Origin of the sequence: Rothia sp. HMSC069C10, from assembly GCF_001812205.1 — a bacterium.
GTDB classification, from domain to species: Bacteria; Actinomycetota; Actinomycetes; order Actinomycetales; family Micrococcaceae; genus Rothia; species Rothia mucilaginosa.
In genome coordinates, this window is the sequence record NZ_KV808290.1 from 20,332 (window position 1) to 45,607 (window position 25,276).

Consider the following 25,276-nt stretch of genomic DNA (forward strand, 5'->3'; position numbering starts at 1 on the left):
CAGGCGTATCGCCCAGGTTGTATCGCCCCGGTTGTGTTGTCTGAAGCGTGTCGTCTGGCGCGTATTATTCGCCGGAGCCGTTGTCGCCGTCGTTGCCGGGTGCGAGGCCTTCGTAGATTTCCTTGCACTGGGGGCAGACGGGGAACTTCTGCGGGTCACGGCCGGGTACCCACATTTTGCCGCAGAGGGCGCGTACGGGTTCACCGGTCAGCGCCGATTCGAGGATCTTTTCCTTGCGTACGTAGTGGGAGAAGCGCTCGTGGTCGCCGGGCTCAGAAAGCTGGGTTTCTTCGCGTTCGAGCAGGGCGGTGCCGCCTGCGGTTCCGGGGCCAAAGGGGTCTTCGATGCCTTCGATCGAGCTCATGTTTCTCCTTGATGATGAGGTGGGATACATAGGGTGAGGGGTGCCGCTGCACGGTTGGGTGATTGGCGCCTTCTCTATTTTAGTAGCAGTTGGGAGGTGCTGAGCCCCCGGGTGGTCAATATGGAGGCAGGCCACAGCTCAACCATAGACTCTTAGGTATTGCGGTGAGCTTCTTTCCGCTAGAAGTTCGGGCGGCACAGAAAAGGGGTTCCGTGCCAGGCTTAGTACCTAACACGGAACCCCTCTCGTTTATTCCTGATGTGCTGGAGCTTCGACTCTTGTTAGTTCGCCTGGAAGCGTGCCACACGCTCCAGCATCTTGGAGCTGACCTTGTCGTAGCGGTGACCGCCCCATGCCACGCCGCCCACGAGCAGTGCGGCACCAATCAGCAGCTGAATCAAGCCACCGTAGACGAGGGTTAGTAGATCTTGGGTCACGAAAATGTACACAACAACCGAGATACCGCCGGGTAGCGCGCTGAGCATCACCAGAATTACGGTGAGCATGAGCAGCAACTGATTAGCGAAGCCCTCATTGTTCTTCGGGTTCTTGAACGGGTTAGCACCCGGAGGCGCCACGGGCGGGCTAATGAAGGTGTCCATCACGCTGCCCATACCAGCCGCTGCGGCGAGCACGCCCAGCTGGTGCATCAGCACGATGGGGAAAAGCTCCAGGTGTCCATTTGCCGCTGAGGCGACGAACACCATCACCACCACGATCGGAACCATCAGGATGCTGTAACCCCAGAGACGGCCGAGACGATCGTCAATACCGCGTAGCGGGGAGAGCACGTGCAGGCTGAATGCGGTGTTGTCGTAGGAGACGAGGTAGCACATGTAGTAGCCGGTGAAGACGGTGCAGAAGTACATCCAAAATCCGAAGAGCTGCATCACGCCGCTATTGATGATCTGGTTAGCTTCAGCCGCGTTGACGCCGTTAAAACTGGCCCGACTTTCGAAGGAGCCTACAGAGCTCAGGAACAGGGGCATAGCCACCGTCAGTATCAGGTAAAGCATGGCGGTGCTTGCGGTCAGCAGCTGCAGACGGTTGTCTTTCAGAAATGAGTGCAGGGTTCGTGCCGCCACGGCGCCACGCGGGGTTGCGGGGAACCGTGCCAACAGACCCAAATCACCTGCGGCGACTTCGGCAGCGCTGGCGTGGTGCGCGCTACCGCCCACATTCGCCATGGAGCGTGCCAGGTTCTTACCCCACAGCCACCATCCGCCAGCCAGGTAGACGAGGGTCAGAGCCAGGCAACCAAGGGCGGTACCCATATTGCCGGTCGCCATAAAGTAGGGCACCGCAAATGCCGACCCGAAGGGCGTCACGCTGAGCCACGGCAGGTAGGGCAGCACCTCTTCCCAGTGCTTGGTCAGGTAGGTTATCGTTCCACCGAAGATAAAGCCGGCGCTCATCATCAGTAGCATGGCAACGATCATCAGGGTGTTGGCGATGCGCGGGTTATCGTTCAGCGCCATGCCCAGGCGGTTGGCGAGGCGCGCCCACACCATGAGGTTCGCAAGGCCGAGCACGCAGCAGATGAGGTACACGACCAGCGCGAGCGGTTGCGATATAAACGCGATAGCGCCCAGCAGCACGGCAATGATGCTGGCGATACCGGGGATACCCACGAACCCGCCGAGGAACTGGCCCTTCTGAAGGGTGGAGGGTTTGATGGGGAAGAGCACGAATCGGCTCTCGTCCAGGGTGCCGTCCAGTCCGCTGAAGAAGATGGGGACGATAGCCCAGGCGAGCGCCACAACGGTGCCTACAAGGAGGGCGCCGAGCTGACCGTATTCGGGTACCTCCGAGTTAGCGATAACGTATGCGGAGCCGAGGCCGAAGAGCATACCGCCCGCATAAAGCGCCGCAAAAATCAGGCCGATGAGCGCCCAGATGCTTCGGCGGAAGGAAGCGAGCACATACTGCCACTTTAGTGAGACGAGGTGCCCAACCATGACAATCCTTCCGAGGAGGTGCGGCCACCGACCAGCTGCACAAATCGTTCTTCAAGGCTCACGCCGGCGCGTACTTCGTCGACGGTTCCGGCGGCGAGAATACGGCCGGAGTCCATGACGGCTACGTGGTCGCACAGGCGCTGGACAAGGTCCATCACGTGCGAGGAGATAATGACAGTTCCGCCGGAGGCAACGAAGCCACGCAGAATGTCCTGAATATTAGCGGCAGAAACCGGGTCGACCGCCTCGAAGGGCTCATCCAGAATCAGCACGGAGGGTGCGTGAACAAGGGCGGCGGCGAGCGCAATCTTCTTTGTCATACCGGCGGAGTAGTCGGCAACGGCACGACCCGCAGCGTCGGTCAGGTCCATGGCCACGAGCAGGTCCTTGACGCGGGAGGCGACGGTTTCCTTATCGATTCCGTGCAGGTAGCCGGAGTAGGTGATGAGCTGCTCGCCGGTGAGCTTGTCGAAGAGGTGCACGCCGTCGGGCAGCACACCCAGGTGTGCCTTGGCTTTGAGCGGGTCGGCCCACATGTCGATGCCGCGCACGTATGCGGTGCCTTCGTTGGGCTTGAGCATGCCGGTGACCATGGAGATGGTGGTGGTTTTACCGGCACCGTTGCGGCCGACCAGTCCGTAGAAGGATCCGGAGGGGATGTCGAGGTTGATGCGGTCGACGGCGACCTTCTGACCGAATGCCTTGGTGAGGCCGCGGATTTCGATGGCGGGGCGAGCGCCAGCTACAGGTATAGTCTGCGGGGTGACGGGTAGCTGCGGTGCTACCGATGCGGGAACTACAGCTTCAGGAGCTTCTGGGGCTACAGATTCGGAGGCTACAGCCTGGGGTGCTGCCGCGGCGGGGGTTGCCTCTACTGTGGTCTCTAGTACCGGGTTGGTCTCTTGTACCGGGTTCTGCGGTGAACCTGGTTCTTGCGGGTTCGGGTCCTGGGGAAAGTGACTAGTGTTCATATTTTCACCCTACCACCCCCCCCATGAGGTCTAGCAGGTTTGGTGATGAAACCTGCATTATTAAGTACTCACAACGCATATTATGGACATTCCGGAGTGCTACAGATACCATCCAGCCGCACTATCAGACAGGTTGAGTCGATAAACTCTCCCCACCCTCAAAACCGCCAAAAAACGCAAAACAGAACGGGCTACCGTCTACCCCCGCAACCCGAGTGCGGGGGTAGACGATAGCCCGTCCGTATTCAACGTTTCAGCCGCCTAGATTAGCCAGAGCTAGCTAGACCGGCTCATGACGTTTCCCAGGCGACAGCGCCTTTTAGAACAGCGCCATAGTCAGTGCCGCACGCGCCTTGACGGTGCGCGGGTCAGATGCACCCACCACATCGAAGAGCTGCACGAGACGCTCGCGCACACACGCCTTATCGTCAGGACCAACAGCGCTGAACAGGCGCAGTAGACGGTTGTACGCGTCCTCCACGTGGCCACCGACCAGGTCCAGGTCGGCTACGTTGAACGCGGCGTCAATGTTCATGGGATCTGCCGCGGCCGCCGCACGTTCGGTTGCCATGTCCAGATCCTTCACACGGGCGAGCAGTTCAACCTGTTCCAGGCCGAGCTTCGCTTCCTTATCACCGGGGTTCTCGGCAATTGCCTTGCGGTATGCGGCGCGGGCGCCCTCCAGGTCGCCGCGGTCGAGGGCGGCGACAGCTTCTGCGTGCAGGGGCGGCAGGGGCTTTTCATCTTCGGGAACGACCGGGTCGAAGCCGCCGGGCAGCTGGTACTGTGCCGCGAGTTGCAGAACCTGGGAGAGCACATCGCCGAGGTCTTCTGCGCTGACCGGGCCGGTGTAAATCGGTGCCGGGCGGCCCGCCAGAACGGCAACACCCGCGGGCACACCGCTCACGCCGAATGCCTGGGCAGCTTCGGGGAGCTTGGTGACATCCACGGCGGCGCAAATCATACTACCCGCGGCGGAGTCGACGAGCTTCTGTACGCCCTCAAGCATCTGCAGGGAGGACGGCGAGTGCGGTGCGTAGAGCGCAAAAATCACGGCGCCCTGGCTGGAGAGCTGAACGAACTTCTGGAACTCTTCGGGGGTGTTGACCTCGTAGCGCCAGGTGGGAGCGGAGGGGGTCTGCTCGCCGCCCTGTTCGCCAGCAGACTGTGCCGCGTTGGGGTTCAGTTCCATGGCGTTGCGTACGGAGGCGGGAATCTCCTGCGCTGCCCCGTTCTGCACTGCCCCGTTCTGTGCTGCACTACCCTGCGCGACGTTACCCTGTGCCGCGTTCTGGGATGCGCCGCGGTCTGCCGGATCAAAAATAATGCTCATCCTGGGCTCCTTTACGTTCTGTACCTATTGTTGCGTGCGGGCTAGATCCTTCACGCGTTCCTTCCTCTATTATCCCCACAACGCACCGTTGCGAGCGCCCGTTCTCTGTCGCCTACGCTCTGAGCTCATGCCGGGGATAGCGTTTGGGCTATTGCCCGATCCGTCCCGCAAATATCTCTCCCACATGCACTCCCCTGTCCTTGGGATTCACCGTGGACGCCGTAACAAAGTAAACCAGCCGGTAGAATGGCACAGTAGAGAAAAAATACCCGGAATGATTCGGAAAGGAAGAGCATGAGCGAGAAGAAAGCCTCAGAAGCTCCCGCAGAGACGACATCGTCCCCCGAGACGCGCAAGAAGGAATCCCTCACCGATCAGCTAACGGAGACCTTCAGCGAGCTGACCGAAAGCATTAGCCAGGTGCGTTCCAACCGCCGCCGCGCTTCTATGCCTCCTACGGATACCATTCCGGTGGTTCCCGCCGCTTCTGAGGATGCGCCTCCCGCACCGAAGGTGGTCGGCAACGGCAAGGCATCCATGATGCACAACCCGGTCGCTTTTGGTTTCCTCATGACCGTGGGCGTGGGTCTGGCGCTCTTCGCCTACTACATTTTCAACAATGTGGGTGCCCTGGTGGGTTGGGTGACCGGTGCTATTTTCATTGCTCTGGGTCTAGACCCGATTGTGCGCCGCCTGGAGTCTTGGGGCATTAAGCGCGGTATCGGCGTGATTGCTGTGCTTGCTGGTTTTGCTGGCGCTGTGACCGGTCTGGTCATGACCATTGGCCCAATTATTAGCGAGCAGGCATCTAAGTTTGTGCAGTACGCGCCGGGTATCTATCAGAACACAATTGATTCTGATTGGTACCACGAGCTTGATCAGCGTTTTAACATCAGCACCTGGGTGAATGAGAACGTCCCTAAGTTCTTGGAGTCAACGTTCTCCTCTTCACAGGTCAATAGCTTCATGTCGAGCTTGGTTTCTGCTGGGTCTACTTTGGCGCAGAGCGTGACCGGCGTAATTATTGTCTTGTTCCTGTCCCTGTACTTCCTCACTTCGATGGACACCATCAAGGCGTGGGGTGTGCGCCTGGCGCCGGCGTCTAAGCGTGTGCGCGTCAAGTACATTACCGACAAGATTACCGAGTCGGTGGGTAACTACGTGATGGGTCAGGCTCTGGTTGCTGTTCTGAATGCTTTTGTGGCGTTCTTTATTATGCTGTTTTTGGGCTTCAGCTTCCCGCAGTTGATGGCTTTGGTCGTCATGATTCTGGCGTTCATTCCGCTGGTTGGTGGCGTGATTGCGCTGATTTTGACCTCGCTGATTCTGCTGACCCAGGGCTGGAGCCTTGCGTTGTGGTTTGCGGTGGCGTACTTCCTGTACTTGCAGGTGGAGGCGTACCTGATTTCTCCGCGTATTATGGCTCGCGCTGTGTCGGTCCCTGCCGGTGTTGCGATTATTTCGGTGGCTGCCGGTGGCGCGCTATGGGGCGTGCTGGGCGCGCTGATTGCTATTCCGGTGGCGGCTTCCATGCTGATTCTGGTGCGTGAGGTGTTCATTCCTCGCCAGGACCAACTATAGTCACCGCCCAACTGTAGTCACCTCCAGCTGTAAACAGTTGTAGGTTCTCTAAGCTCTCGCTACTCTTCCCGCGGGGCACGCATCGCGTATAGATACGAAGGCGGCAGCTTTGGATGTTCTATCCAAAGCCGCCGCCTTGATATTTTTATGCAGCGTTTTTATGTCGTGTTTTTATGCCGAACCTTTAGAGCTCAGTAATTTCTTCTGCCACCGGGCCGCTGTATTCGGTGGGCAGTTCGGTGGGTACACCAGTCACGATGCTGACCACGGTGTTGAGGACCTGCTGCACGGACTTCTCGCCCACCCACAGGTGCTTGCAACCCTCAAAGGGAATCACCCGAGTGCGCGGTACAGCCGCGAAACGCTCACGCGCTGCCGGAGGCTGCAGGTAGTCGTCATGCTCGGGCACCAGCGCGTACAGCGGGTTCGAGATCTTGTTCCACTCGTCCAGCTCAGCCGGGTGCACGCGGTGCAGCGGCGGGGAGAGCAGAATAGCGCCGGTGAACTCGCTCGCGTATTCGGGCGCGTACTTGAGCACCAGCTCGGTGCCGAAGGACCAGCCGACCAGCCAGGGGTTCGGCAGGGCGCGCTCGCGTACGAACTTCAGGATTGCGTCGAAGTCCTTCTTCTCGGCAAAGCCGCCGTCAAAGACACCTTCGCTGGTGCCGCGAATCGAGGAGGTGCCGCGAGTGTTGAAACGCAGCACCGCAATGTTCGACAGCGCAGGCAGGCGGAAGGACGCCTTCTTGTACACGTGCGAGTCCATGTAGCCGCCGTGGGTGGGCAACGGGTGGAAGGTCACCAGGGTTGCCTTGACTTCGCCTTCGGGCAGGGCAAGTTCACCGACAAGGCGCTTGCCATCCGCGGTGGTGACGGTGAAGTTCTCGCGGCGTGCCGGAAGCACAGTACGTGCCTTAATGGGGGTGGGCTCAGCGGCGGTGCTGAAGACGTAGCGGGCGGGATCGAATTCCTGCTCGCGGGTAATATCGGCGGTATTGCTCATTGCGTTCCTTCAAGAAATGGATTCGAGAATATGGTCTTGGGCTGCACCTCAAGTGCAGTGTTCAGCCTATTTGCGGCGGATGCGCCAGCAATGCTGATGCCAGTGCCTGCGCTCGTCAATAGCGCGGCTACGGCCCATCGTGTGGCTTTCTTGCCACACCACCAGATGCGCTGTTCTGGGCGGAATCGGGCGATAGCATTCGGGGCAGGTGTAGGTTTTTTGGGCGTTGACGGCGGGAATGTATTGCACCAGCCAGTCACCGTATCGGTCACGTTCCAATCGGGGCGCAGGATCGAGGATCCTGCTGATATCACGCCCTGCGGGTGCTTGACGGTGCCACTTATCGCTGGTGGTGCCGGATACTCGCCTGCCGGGATGATTCTTACGTGCCATGAGCCCTATTCTACCGCGCCGCTCAGCTATCTCTACCTATCGGTTCTGCCACTGTTCGCTCTACGCTCTTCCACATACTGGCGTGGTACTCATGTTGAGGCGGTACTCCCCCGCTCTGTGCCGCGCCTCCCTACTGTGCCGTACTTCCCTACTGTGCCCCCGTACCGCGACCTGTACCAAGCTCAGGTTCCCTAGCTCATACCCTCACCTGCTAGAGCCAAACACTCGTACCTGCTAGAGTGGACGGATGCGTATTGTCATTGCTGAATGCTCCGTAGATTATGAGGGCCGCCTCCGCGCCCACCTGCCCCGCGCTACCCGCCTGCTGATGGTCAAGAATGACGGCTCCGTCCTCATTCACTCCGACGGCGGTTCCTACAAGCCTCTGAACTGGATGAGCCCTCCCTGCTCCCTGCTGGTGGCTGAGCGTGAGGACGTTCCGCAGAGCATCCGTGAGGACCTGGAGTCCGATGTTCAGCAGCTGTGGACCGTTCAGGCAGCTAAGAGCGATGACCGCCTCATGATTCGCATCTACAAGATTGAGCACGAGCACGCCACCGACCTGGGTGTTGATCCCGGCCTCATCAAGGACGGTGTGGAGGCTGATCTGCAGCGTCTGCTCGCAGAGCAGATCCACACTCTCGGTGAGGGCTATTCGCTGGTGCGCCGCGAGTACCCGACCGCTATCGGTCCGGTAGACATCATGGCGAAGGATGCGCACGGCGTCTCCGTGGCGGTTGAGCTCAAGCGTGTGGGCGATATTGACGGTGTGGAGCAGCTGACCCGTTACCTGGAGCTACTCAACCGTGACCCGCTGCTAGCTCCGGTGCGCGGCGTGTTTGCGGCGCAGACGATTAAGCCGCAGGCTCGTACCCTGGCTGAGGACCGCGGCATCCGCTGCGTCAGCCTGGACTACGACGCGATGCGCGGCGTGGACGATTCGGCTGACCGCCTGTTCTAAACGACTCTAGCTAGGCGGCTACACATAGTTTGAGGGGCGCCTCCCGATACATGGGAGGCGCCCCTTTTCTGTGCGCATTATCTTTCTATGCACGCTGTCGTTCTGCACGCGCGCTCTTTCTGGGCCCATGCTCTACCCCCGGATACACCAATCGCCGGTGCCCCTCCCCTTTCAGGGTGGAACACCGGCGAGGTGTACACAGCGGTCAATTCCCTCTGTAGAGAACCGACTTTAAATCTGTGCGTGCTTTGCAGCGATGGTCACGTGATCGTTCGAGACGGTCAAGAAACCTGCGTTGAGGATGGTCTTAATGGGCTCACCATCAACAGGTTCAATGAGCAGCTCGCCGTCCTGTGCCAGCAGCGTGCAGGTGGGGATCATGCCCGGCAGGATGCCGAGGTCACCGCTGACGGAGCGTGCACGAACGTACTTCGCTTCGCCAGTCCACACGACGCGTTCGCGGGAAACAACTTCAACTTTCAGAGCCATGATTACTTAGCTCCAGTCTGTGCCTTGATTTCCTCGTAGCGGCGCATAACGTCGTCCATACCACCAATGTTGTAGAACGCCTGCTCGGGGATGTGGTCGACATCGCCGTTGCAGATCATCTGGAAGGACTCGATGGTGTCCTTCAGCGGAACGGTCGAACCCTCGACACCGGTGAACTGCTTTGCAGTGTAGGTGTTCTGGGAGAGGAACTGCTCGATACGACGTGCACGTGCCACGACAATCTTCTGCTCCTCGGAGAGCTCGTCCACACCCAGAATCGCGATGATGTCCTGCAGTTCCTTGTTTTCCTGCAGAATAGCCTTCACGCGAATTGCGGTGTCGTAGTGCTCCTGACCGATGTACTGTGCGTCCAGAATTCGGGAGGTGGAGGACAGCGGGTCAATTGCCGGGTACAGACCGCGCGATGCGATTTCACGAGAGAGCTCGGTGGTCGCATCCAGGTGCGCGAAGGTGGTTGCCGGCGCCGGGTCGGTGTAGTCATCCGCAGGCACGTAAATTGCCTGCATGGAGGTGATGGAGTGACCGCGGGTGGAGGTAATACGCTCCTGCAGCAGACCCATTTCGTCCGCCAGGTTCGGCTGGTAACCCACTGCGGAGGGCATGCGGCCCAGCAGGGTGGAAACCTCAGAACCTGCCTGAGTGAAACGGAAGATGTTGTCGATGAACAGCAGCACGTCCTGGTTCTGAACATCGCGGAAGTACTCCGCCATGGTCAGACCGGTCAGTGCCACGCGCAGACGGGTTCCCGGGGGCTCATCCATCTGGCCGAATACAAGAGCGGTGTCCTTCAGAACGCCTGCTTCTTCCATTTCGACCCACAGGTCGTTACCCTCACGGGTACGCTCGCCAACACCGGTGAACACGGAGGTACCACCGAAGTTACGAGCCACACGGGTAATCATTTCCTGGATCAGCACGGTCTTACCCACGCCTGCACCACCGAACAGACCAATCTTACCGCCCTTGATGTAGGGGGTCAGAAGGTCGATGGACTTAATACCGGTCTCCAGCATTTCGGTGGAGCCTTCCAGCTCTGCGAAGCCGGGAGCGGCACGGTGGATCGGCCAGTAGGTGTCAGCCTTGATCTCGGAGTTCGGCACGTCGAGTGCGTCACCGAGAACGTTAAAGATGTGGCCCTTCACGCCGTCACCAACGGGGACGGAGATCGGTGCGCCGGTGTCGACTACAGCCTGACCGCGGACCAGGCCGTCAGTCTGCTGCAGGGAAATAGCGCGAACGATCGAGTCGCCCAGGTGCTGTGCGGTCTCGAAGGTGATGGTGCGGGTGCGACCGTCGAGGGTCAGCTCGGTGGTCAGAGCGTTGTAAATCTCGGGGACCTGACCGGCGGGGAACTCGACATCGACCACGGGGCCGATGACGCGGGCAATACGACCCGTTGCGCCCTGAGTCGGTGCGGAGACCGATTCGTTGTAGGTGGCAGTCATATTTCTCACTTACTTAGAAAGTTTGGACAGTTGATGGCTTCGTTGGCGTACCAATACTAGGAGCCGAGGGCGTCTGCGCCGCCCACGATTTCGGAGAGCTCCTGAGTAATTTCCGCCTGACGTGCGTTGTTCATCAAACGGGTGTACTTGGTAATCAGCGTCTCAGCGTTGTCACCTGCGGTCTTCATTGCGCGCTGGCGGGATGCCAGCTCACTTGCTGCTGCCTGCAGGAGGCAGGAGAAGATACGCGATGCAATGTAGCGCGGCAACAGCGCGTTGAGCACTTCCTCAGCGGAGGGCTCGAACTCGAAGGATGCCGCCTGCTCGTACTCAGCCTTGGTCAGTTCCTGGTCGGGAACGATTTCCTCGCCCATAGCCTTTGCGTCACCCACGTGGATGGGCAGCAGGCGCAGAATCTTGGGTTCCTGAACAACCATCGACTTGAACTCGGTGTATACGATGTGCAGTTCGTCCACGCCGCCCTCTTCGAAGGGCAGGTCGTAGGCTTCGAGCAGCGCGTCACGAATCTCGACGGCGGTTTCGACGCGAGGTGCATCGGTGTGGCCCTCCCACGCACGGGCGTAGGGGCGCTCACGGAACTCGAAGTAAGCCTTTGCCTTACGACCAACCAGGTACAGCTGTACCTCCTGGCCGTTAGAGCGCAGCCTCTCAATCAGAGATTCGGTACGACGCAGGATAGCGGAGGAGTACGAACCTGCCAGACCGCGGTCACTGGTAACAACCAGGATTGCGGAGCGGCGGTGTTCGTAGGCTTCGGACTCGTTCGGCTTGTGAATCAGCGGGTGCTTAATACCGTGCTGAGTCGCAACCGCAGTCACCACGCGGGTCAGAGCGTTCGCGTAAGGTCCGGCTGCCTGAGCAGCGTTACGAGCCTTGTTAATGCGGGAGGTCGCGATCATCTCCATCGCCTTGAAGATCTTCTTCATAGACGACGTCGAAGCAATCTTCTGTCGGTAAACCCTAATCTGGGCTCCCATAGAGCTTCCTTTCTCCTTGCTTTCTGCCCCGCCCCAGCCTCATAGCTGAGGCGGGGAGAAGGCGAGGACTAATCGCTAACCGATGGTTTCCTGAGTGATGTCGCTATCGCGAGCTGCCTTGTGCTCCTCGTGACCTGCGTCGACGAGGTGGCTGCTGCCCTCAGACTTGAAACCCTGCTTGAAGTCAGCAACTGCGGACTTCAGAGCTGCAACGGTGTCATCCTCAAGCTTGCCGGAGGAAGCGATATCGGTCAGTACCGAGGTCTTGTGACGCAGGTACTCGATGAATCCTGCCTCGAAGCGCAGCACGTCGGAAATCTCGATGTCGTCGAGGTGACCGGAGGTACCAGCCCAAATGGAGACAACCTGCTCTTCAACTGCGTACGGGGTGTACTGCGGCTGACGCAGCAGCTCGGTCAGGCGAGAACCGCGGGTCAGCTGTGCCTTGGTAGCGTCGTCCAGGTCGGATGCGAACATTGCGAACGCTTCCATTGCACGGTACTGTGCCAGCTCCAGCTTCAGGGTACCGGAGACCTTCTTCATAGCCTTGGTCTGTGCGGCACCACCAACACGGGAGACGGAGATACCGACGTCGACTGCCGGACGCTGGTTAGCGTTGAACAGGTCGGACTGCAGGAAGATCTGGCCGTCAGTAATGGAGATGACGTTGGTCGGAATGAAGGCGGAAACGTCGTTTGCCTTGGTCTCAATGATCGGGAAGCCGGTCATCGAGCCTGCGCCCAGGTCGTCAGAGAGCTTAGCGCAACGCTCCAGCAGGCGGGAGTGCAGGTAGAAGACGTCACCGGGGTATGCTTCACGTCCCGGAGGGCGGCGCAGCAGCAGGGACACAGCGCGGTATGCTTCTGCCTGCTTCGACAGGTCGTCGAAGATGATGAGGACGTGCTTGCCACCGTACATCCAGTGCTGGCCGATAGCCGAACCGGTGTAGGGTGCCAGGTACTTGAAGCCTGCTGCGTCAGATGCGGGAGATGCCACGATGGTGGTGTACTCCAGCGCGCCGCGAGTCTCAAGGGTGTGGCGGACAGCTGCAATGGTGGATGCCTTCTGGCCAACAGCCACGTAGATGCATCGAACCTGCTTCTCGGGGTCACCGGAAGCCCAGTTGTCCTTCTGGTTCAGAATGGTGTCGATCGCGATAGCGGTCTTACCGGTCTGGCGGTCACCAATGATCAGCTGACGCTGACCGCGACCGATCGGAATCATCGAGTCGATTGCCTTCAGACCGGTCTGCAGCGGCTCGTGAACCGACTTACGCTGGGTCACGCCGGGAGCCTGCAGCTCCAGTGCACGGCGACCTTCGGACTCAATGGGGCCCAGGTCATCGATCGGGTTACCGAGGGGGTCAACAACGCGACCGAGGTACGCGTCGCCAACGGGCACCGAGAGGACCTCACCGGTGCGGTGTACGACCTGGCCCTCTTCAATACCGGTGAAGTCACCCAGGACAATCACACCAATATTGCGGGTATCCAGGTTCTGTGCGAGGCCGAGGGTGCCGTCTTCGAAACGAAGCAGCTCATTCGCCATAACCGAGGGAAGGCCCTCGACACGAGCGATACCGTCGGAGGCCGATACAACTCGACCCACCTCAACACGTTCTGCATTGCCGGGTTCGTAAGACGCTGCAAACTCGTTCAGCGCATTACGGACATCTTCGGCATTGATGGTCAGTTCGGCCATCTTGTGTCCCTGCTCTCTCATTGTGGTTGCGTTCCGTCAACGGAACCAACCGAAACTTGCAATTCGGGTTGAACGGGCGGGCAATGCCGCCGCTTCTGCGAAGGAGGCATCAGCCACGCACCCGCTACCCGAGGTATCTTCTAAATCACCGTTGCGACGAACGGTTCAGCGTCGCTAGCTTGAGCCGCTAGCCGATGGAACGAGTCAGGTCGGACATGCGGGTCTCGACGGTACCGTCGATCACCTCGTCGCCCACCTGAACACGCAGACCGCCCAGAACGGCGGGGTCCACCGAAACGTCGAGCTTCAGCTCACGGCCGTACACGGCGTTGAGCGCGCGACCGAGACGTTCAAGCTGTGCCTGCGACAGCGCAATCGCGCTAGTTACTCGCGCAATGTAACGGTTCTGTCGCGTGACGATGATTTCTGCGAACTCATCGGCTACCCGTGCAGCGTGACGGCCGCGGGGGTTGGAGCCAACTCGTTCGAGCAGAAGCACACCTTCGGCGGTGGTGGCGGGGCCACCGAGCGCCACGGCGAGCTTCTTCTTTGCTTCTTTGCTTGCCTGATGGTCGGACAGCGCTTCCTGCGCCTGAGCGTTGGAATCAACGGTACGCACAAAGGTGAGTAGTTCGTTGAGCACCTCGTCCAGGGCATCCACGCCACCGCGAGACTGAGCCGATGCGGTCACGGCGAGCACTGCTGCACGTTCCAGGGCGTTCGCCAGATCAGCATCATCAGACCAGCGCTGAGCCACCGCACTGGTGAGCACAGCCATAGCCTGAGAAGAGATCTTGCCGCCGAAGACGGTGTTAGCGATACCCTGACGTGCTGCTGCATCACGCGAAGAATCGGTGACAGCACGGCGCAGGGTGCCGTTGTGGTCGAGAACATCAACCACAGCGAAAAGCTCGCTCGCCAGGTTCAGGGGCTGCAGGGAAGCGTGAGCTTCCAGCACCTCTTCCACCTTGCTCAGTGATTCAGTAGATACTCCTGCCATTACCGAGCCGCACCTGCGTTCTGCTTCTCGGTTTCAAGGTCAGCAAGAAAACGATCTACCACACGGGCCGATCGCTCATCATCGTTGAGGGCTTCGCCCACAATCTTGCCGGCAAGGGTCGTAGCAAGAGTGCCAACCTCGGAACGGAGGGACACTGCTGCTGCCGCACGCTCTGCCTCGATAGCCTTTGCTGCATTATCGCTAATGCGCTGAGCCTCAGCGGTTGCACGCTCGCGAGCATCGGCAATGATTGCCTCGCCCTCTGCGCGTGCCTCTTCACGAATCTTCTGAGCCTCCAGTCGAGCGCTTTCGAGCTGCTGGGTGTACTCATCGCGAGCCGCTGCAGCCTCTGCCTGTGCCTTCTCGGCCTTGGCAAGGCCACCTTCGATTGCTTCCTTACGGTCCTGGTAGATCTTCTCGAACGCCGGGACAACGTACTTAGCAACGATGTAGTAGAGGATCAGGAATCCGATGAGGGTAATGACAATTTCCCCGACGTCGGGAATCAGGGGGTTCGAAGTTGCCTCCGCTCCCCCTTCGCTTGCCAGATAAATCATGGAGGGAATCCTGTTCTATGGGATGGGTCGTTTAGGATGTGGCAGAGCCGGTTACTTGATGAAGACGAGAACCAGGCCCAGAATTGCCAGCGCCTCGACCAGTGCGAAGCCCAGGAACAGCATGGGCTGCAGGGTCTTCTGGGACTCGGGCTGACGAGCAACGCTGGTCATGTATGCCGCGAAGATCAGACCCACGCCGATGCCGCCGCCAATAGCTGCCAGACCGTAGCCAACCGCAGTGATGGAACCAACCATTATTTTTCCTTTCAACAGTGTTCGACCGGGAACATACCCGGACCGAACAGAGTTTGATTTGAGTTAATAGCCCGCACAGTGAACGTGTGGGTTGCTTTATTCACGCCCAATGACGAACGCGAAAACCTAAAAAACTAGAGAGTTTAGTGTCCCTCGGAAACCGAGCCCTGCAGGTACACAGCCAGCAGCAGAGCGAACACATAAGCCTGGATGCACTGAATCATGAATTCCAGGAAGTACAGGAACAGGCCCAGAGCACCGGGAGCAATAGCAGCCAGGTAGCCGATACCACCCAGGGTCTCAACCATGTAGGTCACCATGCTGGATGCAACCATCAGCGCCAGGTGACCACCGAACATGGTCGCGAAGAGACGTAGCGCGTGAGTTGCGGGACGAATCAGCAGGTTCGAGAAGAACTCGATCGGGATCAGGATGGGGTAAATCCACACCGGCAGACCCGAGGGCATGGTGATGTCCTTGAAGAAGCCGCCCAGGCCCTTGCGCTTGATACCAACGCCAACCCAGGTCAGGTACGCTACGCCAGCCAGCGCGTAGGCGCTACCGGGGTGCGAGAAGGTGGGCAACTGAACAAACGGAATCGAACCGTAGAGGTTGTTCACCAGAACGAAGAAGAAGGAGGCGAACAGAATCGGCACGAACGGCTTGTAGTGCTGTACGCCCAGGGTTTCCTTACCGAGGGAGTTACGAGCAAACATGTAGCCGGACTCAGCGATGAACTGAGTCTTGCCGGGAACCATGGCGCGCTTACGTGCTGCGGTGAGGAAGAAGACCGCGATAATCACCACGGACAGCAGAATCAGTACGTTCTGCTTACCGAAAGCGAAATCACCAATGGTGAAGAAGGGTGGCAGATGCATGTCTTCGGGGGTCGGCGGCACATAGGCTTCCGCGAGGATCAACCCGTTCTCGATCAAAGCAAGTCCTTTCTTGCTACTAGTGGCTATCAAGAGCCCATGTCTGCCTATAAACGACTGACATGCTAACTACATGGATGAATGTGTGACCTGGCGGTCCGCGTTCAATGACCTAACGGTCTTTATTCTGCCTGGTCATGTGGGTAAAGACGAGGGTCAAACCTCCAATAGCGCCAATCAAGACGCCAACCCACACCAGCCAGGTGGTGGAGAAGACCAGGTCACCGAGGTAACCGATGCCTCCCCACACTGCTACACCGATGATCAGATAGAGAATCGACATGACTGCACCGGAGAGACCTCCGTCAGATACCAATTCTCCGGTGGTGCGGAGCTTTTTATCTCCGTCCCACCACTTCTTCTCTTCGGCCAAACGTTTTTCCTTTCAAACACCGATCGTGTTACCGACCATGGTCTTCCGAGTCGGTGTCGAAGTACAAAATTCTCAGTCGTGCGATGCTAACTGTTTCAATAACAATCCACAGAATCACGCCGGTACATGCGCCTGCGAGAGTCCAACCGTGCCTCAGATTCTCGGGGAACGGCACAAACATCAATACCAGACCGAGCAGAGCAATCTTCACGAGGTAGCTCACCACCAGCGATTTGGGTACACCCCAGTCGAAAATGGGAGCAACCAACATAACCAATACGCCCAGAGTGAAGCATATATAGATTATCAGAAAGCCCAATGTTATTCCTAGCGCGCCCACGGGGCCCGCAAACAGGTACGCACTCATCATACCGCCCAACCAAGCCAGCAGAGAGTAAGCCGATACCCTGTAGAACAAAAATTTCCAGGAAAGCTCTTGACTCTCGAAAGAAGAGGCCTTCAAACCTGCTTGAGCACGCTCTCGGCGGTGTTTCTGCTGCTTCTTGCGCTCCGCCGGCGGATACCACAGAACGTCCACCACGCGCCTCCAGAGAGGCTCTGCAGGAGCCTGAGATTTAGGCTGCTCAGAAGCCATTAGTGTTTCTCCCCACGATTCTGATTAGACTGCGTCGAAGAAGAGGAAGCAGAAGAAGGCTGACCCGCACGATCCTTCACCGAATCCGGCATGATCGGCTCCGGATGCAGCGAGGTCGGCTCCACATTCTCAGGAGTCGCAGGAACACCAGTTGCCGAGGTCAAAGAGCCGGTAGCAGGCTCTGCAGTTGCCGACTTCGCCTTCGGCGCCGAACCCTTCGAATCCGCCGCAAAGCGCTTCGACAGGTCAATCGCAGAAGTAGGTGCCTCACCGCCAAAGAGCTGCGGCATACGCAGGTACACCACCAGCACGGCAAGAGCCACAAGAACCACACCAACAGCCGCCAGCACGGCGCCCGAAGCAAACAAATCAGAGGCAAACGCCAGCAGCACCCACACCAGAATGGTCGTACCGGTCACCACGGCGGTCGAACCAAGGTGGCTGAAACCAACATCCGTCAGACGCTGATAAGTGTGAGTACGGTGCGGCTTGTACCACTGCTCCCCCGCCATAAAACGACGGAACAGAGTCGTACCCGCGTCCGCCAGATACGTCATCAGCGGAGCAAAAGCCAACAGGAACGGAACATCCGCAAACCACGCGCCCACAGCCAACGTGCCCAGCGCCGCGCCCAAAACATAAGAACCCGCATCGCCCAAAAACACGTTCTTACCAGGGCGCACATTCCACGGCAGGAACGCCGCAAAAGCACCGGCAACAGCCACACCAGCCAAAGCCAGCCACGGAAGGTTCACCATCCAACCGGTCAGCGCATACGCCAAACCAGCCACCAGACCGTGAGCACCAGAAATACCGTTAATGCCGTCCATAAAATTCGCCACGTTAATGTAGCCGGCAACAAAAATCGCGCCCAGAATCAGCAGCAGAATGTTCGTGCCCTGCACCGTCGCAAAGCTCACGCTCACCAGTACGCCAATCACCAGCTGCAGGCCCGCACGACGCACAATGCTCACGCCGCGAATATCCTCAAGCCAGCCCAGGGCAAGAGCACACAGAATCGCCGCGGCAATCGTCACCGCCAGCTGCAAAGACTCAGCAGAACGGTACGTCCAGCCGAACAGGGTAGCCGCCACAAACGCCACAAAGGTCGCAGCCGCAGTCGCCAAACCCATACCGCGGTAGGTCGGAGCAGTATGCGAAGAACGCTCATTAGGAACATCCACCATGTTGTAGCGGTGCAAAATCGGGCGCACCGCAAACGGCAAAAGGGCACCCAAAACAAAAGCAAGAGCAAAAATGCTCAACAGCTCAGAAAAGGAGGTCATACCAGCTCCAAGGCATTGGCGCCGCTCCCCTGGACGCAAGCTCCAGAATTGCAGCTAAGGGACGATGTGTGCGTAGTGTGTGTGTGTTTACTTCGTATTCTATAGAACTCTTCAGTAGCCCGGGACTAAACATTACAGATTCTCTCCATACGTTCTGCATATTCTGCGTCCTGAAATGTTCTACACCCGAGAAAGAGAAAACACCGGATACCGCACCCGCCACGCAAGTGCAGCATCCGATGTCATTCCCTAAAGATTAGAACGTCTGCGCATCCGCCAAAGTACGCGGATCAGGGGCACGCTCCAGGCCATGACGCTCATAGCCACTGTGCTCCCGATAGTTCTGAATCCACAGCTCATAATCGAGCTCATCAGGGTCAAGCGCCGGAGCACTCGACCGGGAAATATACCGGTTCTCCTCACTAGGTACCAGCTTCTCGGTACCGCCGAAGAGAGCCTCATCCAGCTTCTCACCCTTGCGAAGACCAATCTCCTTGATCTCCACGTCATACCGCTCATACGCCTGGCGCATCGCCTTCGCAACGTCCAGGATCTTGACCGGCTGACCCATATCCAGCACCATGACCTCACCCGGGCGACCAATCGCACCGGCAAGCATCACCAGCAAGCAGGCATCGGTAATCAGCATGAAGTAACGGGTCGCGCGCTTATCCGTCAGGGTAATCGGACCACCCGAGAGGATCTGCTTCGTAAAGAGCGGCTTAATCGAACCGCGCGAACCAAACACGTTGCCAAAACGAACCGACACGTAGGTGTTGCCGGTCTTCTCACCAAAGTACGCAGTCAGACGCTCCGCCACACGCTTGGACTGACCCAGCGCAGTCTTCGGATCCGCAGCCTTATCGGTCGAAACGTTCACGAACGTCTTCACGCCCACCGCCTCCGCGGCACGCAGCACGTTCAGAGTGCCCAAGGAGTTCGTCTTCCACGCCTCCTGCGGGTACGCCTCCAGCGCCGACACATGCTTCAAAGCCGCAGCGTGGAACACCACCTCGGGGCGACGGTCACGGAAAATCTCCAGCAGATTATCACCCTCACGAATATCAGCCAGAATAATGCGGTCATCATCCAGGCTCGACTCGTGAGTAATCGAAACCTTCGTCTCCATCAGCAGAGTCTCATCATGATCAAGCATCATGAGGGTCTCCGGCTCAAACTCGCTAATCTGACGGCACAGCTCAGAACCAATCGAACCGCCCGCACCCGTGACCAGCACGCGCTTACCGTGCAGGTATGAACGCAGAATATCGCGGTCAATATCGTAGTTAATCTCGCCACGAATCACGCGCATCAGGTCGTTATCGCTCGCGGTAATCAGACGCTCACCCATCAGTCGAGCATTCGCGCTACTAACACGCTGAACCTCAACCTTAAGCTTACGCATGCGGTTGCAGAAGGACTCGAAGTAATCCTCCGACATATCCGAAATCGTCACCAGAATCTTACGGGTACCCGACTCACGAATCACCTGCTCCAGCTCACGGTAAGTCGTAATCACCGAAATGCCGTGGAACTTCGTACCAGCCTTCAACTGGTCATCATCGAAGACCGCAACCGGGCGAAGCTTCGCCTCCTCATCGTGCAGCATCGAATCCATGACCATGCCGCCAATAAAGCCGGCACCGTACACAATCACTGGCTCGCCCGTCAGCTCACGCACAGCACCGCGCTCAGTGTACACACGCTTCGCCATGCGAGCGCCCGCCATCATAATCAAGCTAAATGCCGCCGCAATCGCAGGCACACTATGCGGAATATGCGGCAGACCCAACAGCTCATCCACAAAGGAGAAAGCAGTCAACGCCGCACCCGCACTCAAAGCAGCCGCGCCGGCACGCCAGGACTCGTCAAACGAACCGTACGAATACACGCCGTTATAAATCTTCACGCCCGCCAAACCAACGACCAGGTGCAACACCACAGCCAAAGTAGCGGTCATCGTCAATGACGCCGGGTGAATAATATCGAACACCGAGCCGTTGCTGAGCAGCACACTATAGCGGAGCATGTACGCGAACAAAACCGACAGAACCCAGGCACTCGAATCAATCAGCGCCTGCGCAATCAGCCACCATGGCTTACGCTCATACAGGCGGTTCACCAGCATCGTGCCAGAGTCACCCTCCGTCACCATCGTGCCGCGCTGAGCAGCCTTCTGCATCACCACATGAGCGTGAGGTTTCAACTGAGCCACTACATGCCTCCTTCAGATGCGGTGCCAGAAGAACGAGAAGAAGAACGAGCCGTCAACGACGACAACGCACGAAACGCCGAACGGCGCGCCTGCTCAGGAACAAAACGGTACACACTCCGCACCGCCATATTCTGAGCCCACTGAAGCTTAGAAATACCGTGACCGGTGTACAGTCGACGCTGAATCGCCACATCCTGCAACCAGGCGTCCACTCCCCCGCGCTTCGTGTACGCGCCCGCACCCACGCGGTAACGCACCAGAGCCTCAGGGATATTACCCAGACGATAGCCGGCATCGCGCAGACGCATCCACAGCCACCAATCCTCAGCGCCGGGCACGAACTCGTAACCGCCCAGCTGCTGCACGGCACTCTTCACGAACGCCACGGACGGGTGATAAATCGGGTTACGCGAATCCATCGCGCTGAGCAGACGCGCAGAATCAACAATCGCCTCGCGGGTCGACTCCACCGCAGTATTGCTCTCATTCACCTCAAGCATGGCAGAGCCCAGCACCGTGTAGCCGCCCTGCACCAGGGCAGGAATCAGACGCGCAAAACGAGTCGGCTCAGACAGGTCATCAGAATCAGCACGAGCAACCAGCTCATACAAACACGCCTGCAGACCGGCGTTCAGCGCCTCCGCCAAACCAACATTCTGATCCAGATCCACCACCTGAATCGGCGGGCAATCCAGATTCTCGGCGCGTTGAACCCAGCGGTCCACCACGGCATCCAGCTCGGGGGTCAGCGGACCATCCTTCACCAAAACCAGCTCGGAAGGACGCACCGTCTGGTTCAGCAGATTCGACTCCAACGCCTGATCCAGATAGGAGGGGTTCTCCTTCGCGTACACGCTCATCAGCACCGAAAAATCGGGTACAGAGCTCACGCAACCGCGCGCCTTCTCAGAGTCAACGGCGCTAACAGTAGCCGGCACGCCGTAGCGGCCCGGGAAAGTCAACGGGTAAATACCCTCAAGCACCTGAGCATTCGGGCGAGGCGCACGCAAACCATCACGCACACCATTCAGGAAATATCCCAGGTAGGTGCGGCGGTCATCAGTACGCAGAACAGTAGAAATCCACAGGCGCGCCGATGAGCCACCATAGAGCAACTTCTCCAGCGGGTTCAGGGTACGCGAACGGGTAAAGACCCACAGCTTATTACGCACATCGTTATAGAAACGCGGACCCGGGTCAGCGTTCGTCGTACCAAAAGTCTTCGTGTGGTGCTTAGCCACAGAGGACGGCACCGCAATGCCGTCGCGGTGATGAATCAGACGGGTCGAAAACTCGAAGTCGTCATTCCAGATGAAGAACTCAGCAATCGGCAGGCCACCGTTGCGGCGAATCGCCTGCGCATCCATCAGAATCGACACGAACGAGGCGCTACGAATCGGGCGGGCACCCACAGCCTGCGCACGAGCATGACGCTGCTCCCCCGCCGCAAACATGGTGCGCGGGGTGTTCATCGGGTGGTCCTCACCGTTCGTCCACACCACACGGGACGCCACCACCGCGGGGCGCTGCGAAGGCACCGGCGAATAGTTCAGCCAGGCGGCAACCGCTTCCGACAGGGTGTTCTCGGTCGGCTCGGTGTCATCATCCATAACCCACACCAAATCCGGGTTATGGCGTTCCAGGGCGCGATCAATACCCACCGCGAAACCGCCAGCACCGCCCATATTGCTCTCCAGGCGGATGCATTCCACCGGCAGCTCATAGTCCAGGGTGCGCAGATACTCGGCAGTACCGTCCGTGGAGGCGTTATCAACGATCACCACCGCCGCAGGCACACGCTCACCAGAAGCGATACCAGCGAGGGTCTTCGGTAGCAGGTCCTCACGGTTATAGGTCACCACCACAGCTACCGTGCGGGGATACTCGCTCGAAGAATCGTGAGAAGAAGACTGATCGGAAGAAGGCTGGGCAAAAGCGGTCACGTCGCTGTACTTTTCTGCCATAAGTTCTCCCTCCGCGGCGCGATGCGCCTGAATCAGCCGGTACGCGATATACCCATACCGAGCTGGGCGCTTATGGTGTTTCTCGCGCCCGCGGTATTCAACCGTGTGGATATATCACTCAAAGAAAATATTCTACCTGCGGTCTCCACTAGAGAGTGAACCATCACCTCAAAAGACGCACTTTATGACAAATAAACAACCGAATTCAGTTGATTTATCCGCATAGCGGACGTACCCGCACACCCAGTTTTGGGTATCCATCAAGCTATCAGCTTCACAGCCTGTGTTTGCGCTGTGCACCCCGTGCGAAAAAACGACCAGAGACCGAATAAAAACCCACAAATTCCCCATAAACTGTTCAGATATGGGAAAGTTGAAATGACCCCATTTTTCCCCGCAATGTACGCGGGCTCGTGAGAGGTAAAAGAGATGTCCGAATCCAAGTGGAAAGTCATTGGCGCCAGCGGCTTCGTTGGTTCCTCCATCGTCGCGCGTCTAAACGCAGAAGGTATCAGCGTTGATCCCATCGAGGCACCTCGACTCGCAACCCGCGCCCTCGACGTAGATAGCATCATCGACGAGGCAGACCAGCTTGAAGGCATCATCGACTCCCTCGCAGAAGCCTTCGCCGGCGCGCAGGTCGTCGTCAACGCAGCGGGCCTCGCAGCGCCCAATATGCAGGATCTACCTCCGCTCGTCGGTGCAAACGCCCTGCTTCCCGCCGTAATTGCCATCGCCGCACAGCGAACCGGCGTACGCCGCGTCATCCACCTCTCCTCCGCAGCGGTACAGGGCCCGCGCCTCGTACTGGATGATTCCGAAGAGACCAACCCGTTCAGCGCCTACTCCTTCTCCAAAGCACTCGGCGAAGAAGCGCTGCTCGACCTGCAGGACTACTTCCTCGAAGAGCACCCCGACTGCGCACCCGAACTGTGCATCCTTCGCGCAACCAGCGTGCAGGGCCGCGGCCGACGCACCACCGAACTCTTCGCCAAGATGGCCTCCTCCCCCTTCGCATCCGTTGCGGGTGCAGGCACCGGCAAGTCCCCGGTTTCCAGCGTGCACGCCCTCGCAGAATTCGTGGTCATGCTCGGCACCTTCCCCGGCGAGCTACCCACCATCGTGCTGCAGCCCTGGGAAGGCGCAACCGTTGCCTCCGCATCCATGGACGCTGGTCGCCGCCACCCGCACCGCCTGCCCGAGTGGCTCTGCCGCGCAGCCGTCAAGGCGGGCTACACCGTCTCCGAGCTGATGAATGACAAGTTCGCAGGATCCGTGCGTAAGGTCGAGGTCATGTGGTTCGGCCAGGGCATCGACGACTCCTGGGCACGTGACAACAACCTTCTGCCCACCCCGCGCGTGCGTGAAGTACTGCGCAACGCCCACACCGCGCTGGGTAAGAAGAAGGACCGCCGCTTCGACAAGAACTAGGTAGCGTACGTGCGCCCCTAGCAGCGCACAACCTGAGGCACGCAGCCCAGGAGCGCATAACCTGTAGGACTCATAACGAAAGGGAACCCCCGATATATCTGAACGATATATCGGGGGTTCCCTATACGTTTTTATGCTCCGAGCTTTATAACTCGCAGAGGTTTAGAGGTGATCCTCCGGGGCGTCCTTCTGCTCGGTCTTTGCCTCAGACTCAACCTTTGCCTCAGCTTCAGTCTTGGTAGCCTCAGTCTTAGCTTCTGCCGACTTAGCCTCATCCTTAGAGGCAGTCTCAATCTTCGACGCGCCAAAGACCAGCGCGCGAGCAGTATCAGCAGGAACTGGGTGAGTCTGCGGCTCATCCGCACGAACCGGCTTCGGAGTGTTGTCACGGTAGCCGCGCGAACGCTCCTGGTCCACGCCAGTGCTGAAAGCAGAAGACAGAGCCGAAGTAGCGCCCAGCAGGGACGCAGCGACAGAACCGGCCACCGGTGCCGAAGCGCGACGAGCAGGCTCACCGCTCACAGTGTGGGTGCTGTCCCACTGCTCGTACGCTTCATCCAGGTCAGCCTGCTCATCCAGAGCACGCTCAGAAGGAGTCGACTCAGACGACGCGGAAGAAGCAGCCTCAGCTTCCTCAACCTTACGAGCCGCCTGCTCGTCAGCCTCCGCACGAGTCAGAATGGTCGGAACGACCTCGCGCAGCTCCTCCACCGAAATTGCGCCCTCACGAACCACCACGTAGGGGAAGGAAGTGCAATCCAGAATCGTGGACGGTGCCGGGTCACGCTCAGTCACCACAACCACGCCGTCCTCATTCGGCTCAGACTCAAGCGGCTTAGGACGAGCGCCACCGTCAATCACCACAGCAACGTCCTCGCCCAGAGAATCCATGGCGGTCTGTGCGTCCAGTGCGGCTTCCTGACCGGTCTTGTTCGCGCTCGAAACCGCCAGCGGACCGTGCTCAGTCAGCAGCTTCAGGGCGAACTCGTCATCGGGAACACGCACGGCAACAGTACCGCGGGTCTCACCCAAATCCCAGCTCAGCGACGGGTACGCGTGAAGAATGATAGTCAGCGCGCCGGGCCAGAAGCGACCACCCAGATCGTAAATATCGTCCGGAACGTCGTCGACCACGCCAGCGAGCGCAGCAAGATCAAAGATCAGCACGGGCGGCGGCATGGTGCGGTCGCGGCCCTTATCTGCCAGCAGCTTGGCAACGCCCTGATGCGAGAAAGCATCGGCGGCAATACCGTAGACGGTATCGGTGGGCATCACAATCGTGTCGTGCGCCTTCAGCGCCTCGCGGGCAGCTTCGATGGCCTCGCGGGTCTCAGTTTCAGTCGTTACGGGGTACAGCTTTGCAGTCACGGGTCTTATTCTCTCATGTTTTTCTGGATGCGGCGAGACACCGGCACCCACAACGCGCCATGTGGAAGCGCTCTTCCGG

At 58.8% G+C, this 25,276-nt stretch carries 23 protein-coding genes; 3 read left to right on the top strand and 20 right to left on the bottom strand.

Features of this window, described 5'->3' with window-relative positions; genetic code table 11:
• Positions 1 to 64: 64 nt before the first annotated feature.
• The 4 genes from HMPREF2842_RS00855 to HMPREF2842_RS00870 form a co-directional block, all read right to left on the bottom strand.
• Complete coding sequence (locus tag HMPREF2842_RS00855) at positions 65 to 364, bottom strand: DUF3039 domain-containing protein (RefSeq protein ID WP_005506434.1); 300 nt, start codon at positions 362 to 364, stop codon at positions 65 to 67.
• 281 nt (positions 365 to 645) lie between these two features.
• Positions 646 to 2,322 carry a transporter gene (locus tag HMPREF2842_RS00860; RefSeq protein ID WP_070604643.1) on the bottom strand — a complete coding sequence of 559 codons (1,677 nt, stop codon included), beginning with the start codon at positions 2,320 to 2,322 and terminating at the stop codon, positions 646 to 648.
• The gene (locus HMPREF2842_RS00865) at positions 2,298 to 3,293 is read right to left on the bottom strand and encodes an ABC transporter ATP-binding protein (RefSeq protein WP_070641910.1); all 996 of its coding nucleotides are present in this window, start codon (positions 3,291 to 3,293) and stop codon (positions 2,298 to 2,300) included. The genes HMPREF2842_RS00860 and HMPREF2842_RS00865 overlap by 25 nt, the downstream gene beginning before the upstream one ends.
• Before the next feature lie 319 nt (positions 3,294 to 3,612).
• The gene (locus HMPREF2842_RS00870; RefSeq protein WP_070641912.1) at positions 3,613 to 4,626 is read right to left on the bottom strand and encodes a co-chaperone YbbN; all 1,014 of its coding nucleotides are present in this window, start codon (positions 4,624 to 4,626) and stop codon (positions 3,613 to 3,615) included.
• A 294-nt stretch (positions 4,627 to 4,920) separates the two neighbouring features.
• On the opposite strand from HMPREF2842_RS00870, the gene HMPREF2842_RS00875 reads away from it, so the two are divergent.
• Positions 4,921 to 6,207: an AI-2E family transporter gene (locus tag HMPREF2842_RS00875; RefSeq protein WP_070641913.1), complete on the top strand. Its 1,287-nt coding sequence runs from the start codon at positions 4,921 to 4,923 to the stop codon at positions 6,205 to 6,207.
• A 184-nt stretch (positions 6,208 to 6,391) separates the two neighbouring features.
• Here HMPREF2842_RS00875 and HMPREF2842_RS00880 read toward each other — a convergent pair whose 3' ends face one another.
• Both HMPREF2842_RS00880 and HMPREF2842_RS09035 read right to left on the bottom strand, forming a co-directional pair.
• Positions 6,392 to 7,210, bottom strand: a complete 819-nt coding sequence (locus HMPREF2842_RS00880; protein WP_070641915.1) for an alpha/beta hydrolase — start codon at positions 7,208 to 7,210, stop codon at positions 6,392 to 6,394.
• 66 nt (positions 7,211 to 7,276) lie between these two features.
• Positions 7,277 to 7,603, bottom strand: a complete 327-nt coding sequence (locus tag HMPREF2842_RS09035; RefSeq protein WP_081094630.1) for an ATP/GTP-binding protein — start codon at positions 7,601 to 7,603, stop codon at positions 7,277 to 7,279.
• 247 nt (positions 7,604 to 7,850) lie between these two features.
• On the opposite strand from HMPREF2842_RS09035, the gene nucS reads away from it, so the two are divergent.
• Entirely contained in the window at positions 7,851 to 8,564 is a 714-nt protein-coding gene (gene nucS / locus HMPREF2842_RS00885; protein WP_005506450.1) for an endonuclease NucS, read from the top strand.
• Between the two features lie 231 nt (positions 8,565 to 8,795).
• Here nucS and HMPREF2842_RS00890 read toward each other — a convergent pair whose 3' ends face one another.
• The 13 genes from HMPREF2842_RS00890 to HMPREF2842_RS00950 all read right to left on the bottom strand — a co-directional run bounded on the left by HMPREF2842_RS00890 (position 8,796) and on the right by HMPREF2842_RS00950 (position 22,398).
• On the bottom strand, positions 8,796 to 9,053 hold the full coding sequence (locus HMPREF2842_RS00890) for a hypothetical protein (RefSeq protein ID WP_070629492.1): 258 nt from the start codon (positions 9,051 to 9,053) through the stop codon (positions 8,796 to 8,798).
• A gap of 2 nt (positions 9,054 to 9,055) precedes the next feature.
• Entirely contained in the window at positions 9,056 to 10,519 is a 1,464-nt protein-coding gene (atpD, locus tag HMPREF2842_RS00895) for a F0F1 ATP synthase subunit beta (protein ID WP_005507810.1), read from the bottom strand.
• 56 nt (positions 10,520 to 10,575) lie between these two features.
• Positions 10,576 to 11,517, bottom strand: a complete 942-nt coding sequence (locus HMPREF2842_RS00900) for a F0F1 ATP synthase subunit gamma (protein ID WP_070506648.1) — start codon at positions 11,515 to 11,517, stop codon at positions 10,576 to 10,578.
• Between the two features lie 75 nt (positions 11,518 to 11,592).
• Entirely contained in the window at positions 11,593 to 13,218 is a 1,626-nt protein-coding gene (atpA, locus tag HMPREF2842_RS00905) for a F0F1 ATP synthase subunit alpha (protein ID WP_070629493.1), read from the bottom strand.
• A gap of 187 nt (positions 13,219 to 13,405) precedes the next feature.
• A complete protein-coding gene (locus HMPREF2842_RS00910) occupies positions 13,406 to 14,218 on the bottom strand; it encodes a F0F1 ATP synthase subunit delta (RefSeq protein WP_005506459.1) in 813 nt (270 codons plus the stop codon).
• Positions 14,218 to 14,775: a F0F1 ATP synthase subunit B gene (locus HMPREF2842_RS00915; RefSeq protein WP_049326923.1), complete on the bottom strand. Its 558-nt coding sequence runs from the start codon at positions 14,773 to 14,775 to the stop codon at positions 14,218 to 14,220. The genes HMPREF2842_RS00910 and HMPREF2842_RS00915 overlap by 1 nt, the downstream gene beginning before the upstream one ends.
• Positions 14,776 to 14,826: 51 nt before the next feature.
• Positions 14,827 to 15,030: an ATP synthase F0 subunit C gene (gene atpE / locus HMPREF2842_RS00920; protein WP_005506461.1), complete on the bottom strand. Its 204-nt coding sequence runs from the start codon at positions 15,028 to 15,030 to the stop codon at positions 14,827 to 14,829.
• Positions 15,031 to 15,173: 143 nt separating this feature from the next.
• Complete coding sequence (gene atpB, locus HMPREF2842_RS00925; RefSeq protein ID WP_049347485.1) at positions 15,174 to 15,965, bottom strand: F0F1 ATP synthase subunit A; 792 nt, start codon at positions 15,963 to 15,965, stop codon at positions 15,174 to 15,176.
• Positions 15,966 to 16,077: 112 nt separating this feature from the next.
• Complete coding sequence (locus HMPREF2842_RS00930) at positions 16,078 to 16,338, bottom strand: hypothetical protein (RefSeq protein ID WP_049347487.1); 261 nt, start codon at positions 16,336 to 16,338, stop codon at positions 16,078 to 16,080.
• A gap of 28 nt (positions 16,339 to 16,366) precedes the next feature.
• Entirely contained in the window at positions 16,367 to 16,933 is a 567-nt protein-coding gene (locus tag HMPREF2842_RS00935) for a hypothetical protein (protein WP_052265079.1), read from the bottom strand.
• Positions 16,933 to 18,219, bottom strand: coding sequence for an MraY family glycosyltransferase (locus HMPREF2842_RS00940; RefSeq protein ID WP_049350328.1), 1,287 nt, complete (start codon positions 18,217 to 18,219; stop codon positions 16,933 to 16,935). Before HMPREF2842_RS00940 ends, HMPREF2842_RS00935 begins: the two co-directional genes overlap by 1 nt.
• 256 nt (positions 18,220 to 18,475) lie before the next feature.
• Positions 18,476 to 20,434: a polysaccharide biosynthesis protein gene (locus HMPREF2842_RS00945; RefSeq protein ID WP_070641920.1), complete on the bottom strand. Its 1,959-nt coding sequence runs from the start codon at positions 20,432 to 20,434 to the stop codon at positions 18,476 to 18,478.
• The gene (locus HMPREF2842_RS00950; RefSeq protein ID WP_070641922.1) at positions 20,434 to 22,398 is read right to left on the bottom strand and encodes a glycosyltransferase family 2 protein; all 1,965 of its coding nucleotides are present in this window, start codon (positions 22,396 to 22,398) and stop codon (positions 20,434 to 20,436) included. The genes HMPREF2842_RS00945 and HMPREF2842_RS00950 overlap by 1 nt, the downstream gene beginning before the upstream one ends.
• Before the next feature lie 429 nt (positions 22,399 to 22,827).
• On the opposite strand from HMPREF2842_RS00950, the gene HMPREF2842_RS00955 reads away from it, so the two are divergent.
• Positions 22,828 to 23,829 (top strand): NAD-dependent epimerase/dehydratase family protein, encoded by a 1,002-nt coding sequence (locus tag HMPREF2842_RS00955; protein ID WP_070641924.1) that lies wholly within the window; start codon positions 22,828 to 22,830, stop codon positions 23,827 to 23,829.
• Positions 23,830 to 23,991: 162 nt separating this feature from the next.
• Here the strand turns inward: HMPREF2842_RS00955 and HMPREF2842_RS00960 are convergent, their stop codons facing one another.
• Positions 23,992 to 25,197, bottom strand: a complete 1,206-nt coding sequence (locus HMPREF2842_RS00960; RefSeq protein ID WP_049352981.1) for an L-threonylcarbamoyladenylate synthase — start codon at positions 25,195 to 25,197, stop codon at positions 23,992 to 23,994.
• Positions 25,198 to 25,276: the final 79 nt, after the last annotated feature.

Coding starts and splice junctions, on each gene's coding strand:
- HMPREF2842_RS00855 (WP_005506434.1), bottom strand. CDS start 364: ATGAGCTCGATCGAAGGCATCGAAGACCCCTTTGGCCCCGGAACCGCA.
- HMPREF2842_RS00860 (WP_070604643.1), bottom strand. CDS start 2,322: ATGGTTGGGCACCTCGTCTCACTAAAGTGGCAGTATGTGCTCGCTTCC.
- HMPREF2842_RS00865 (WP_070641910.1), bottom strand. CDS start 3,293: ATGAACACTAGTCACTTTCCCCAGGACCCGAACCCGCAAGAACCAGGT.
- HMPREF2842_RS00870 (WP_070641912.1), bottom strand. CDS start 4,626: ATGAGCATTATTTTTGATCCGGCAGACCGCGGCGCATCCCAGAACGCG.
- HMPREF2842_RS00875 (WP_070641913.1), top strand. CDS start 4,921: ATGAGCGAGAAGAAAGCCTCAGAAGCTCCCGCAGAGACGACATCGTCC.
- HMPREF2842_RS00880 (WP_070641915.1), bottom strand. CDS start 7,210: ATGAGCAATACCGCCGATATTACCCGCGAGCAGGAATTCGATCCCGCC.
- HMPREF2842_RS09035 (WP_081094630.1), bottom strand. CDS start 7,603: ATGGCACGTAAGAATCATCCCGGCAGGCGAGTATCCGGCACCACCAGC.
- nucS (WP_005506450.1), top strand. CDS start 7,851: ATGCGTATTGTCATTGCTGAATGCTCCGTAGATTATGAGGGCCGCCTC.
- HMPREF2842_RS00890 (WP_070629492.1), bottom strand. CDS start 9,053: ATGGCTCTGAAAGTTGAAGTTGTTTCCCGCGAACGCGTCGTGTGGACT.
- atpD (WP_005507810.1), bottom strand. CDS start 10,519: ATGACTGCCACCTACAACGAATCGGTCTCCGCACCGACTCAGGGCGCA.
- HMPREF2842_RS00900 (WP_070506648.1), bottom strand. CDS start 11,517: ATGGGAGCCCAGATTAGGGTTTACCGACAGAAGATTGCTTCGACGTCG.
- atpA (WP_070629493.1), bottom strand. CDS start 13,218: ATGGCCGAACTGACCATCAATGCCGAAGATGTCCGTAATGCGCTGAAC.
- HMPREF2842_RS00910 (WP_005506459.1), bottom strand. CDS start 14,218: ATGGCAGGAGTATCTACTGAATCACTGAGCAAGGTGGAAGAGGTGCTG.
- HMPREF2842_RS00915 (WP_049326923.1), bottom strand. CDS start 14,775: ATGATTTATCTGGCAAGCGAAGGGGGAGCGGAGGCAACTTCGAACCCC.
- atpE (WP_005506461.1), bottom strand. CDS start 15,030: ATGGTTGGTTCCATCACTGCGGTTGGCTACGGTCTGGCAGCTATTGGC.
- HMPREF2842_RS00935 (WP_052265079.1), bottom strand. CDS start 16,933: ATGGCTTCTGAGCAGCCTAAATCTCAGGCTCCTGCAGAGCCTCTCTGG.
- HMPREF2842_RS00940 (WP_049350328.1), bottom strand. CDS start 18,219: ATGACCTCCTTTTCTGAGCTGTTGAGCATTTTTGCTCTTGCTTTTGTT.
- HMPREF2842_RS00950 (WP_070641922.1), bottom strand. CDS start 22,398: ATGGCAGAAAAGTACAGCGACGTGACCGCTTTTGCCCAGCCTTCTTCC.
- HMPREF2842_RS00955 (WP_070641924.1), top strand. CDS start 22,828: ATGTCCGAATCCAAGTGGAAAGTCATTGGCGCCAGCGGCTTCGTTGGT.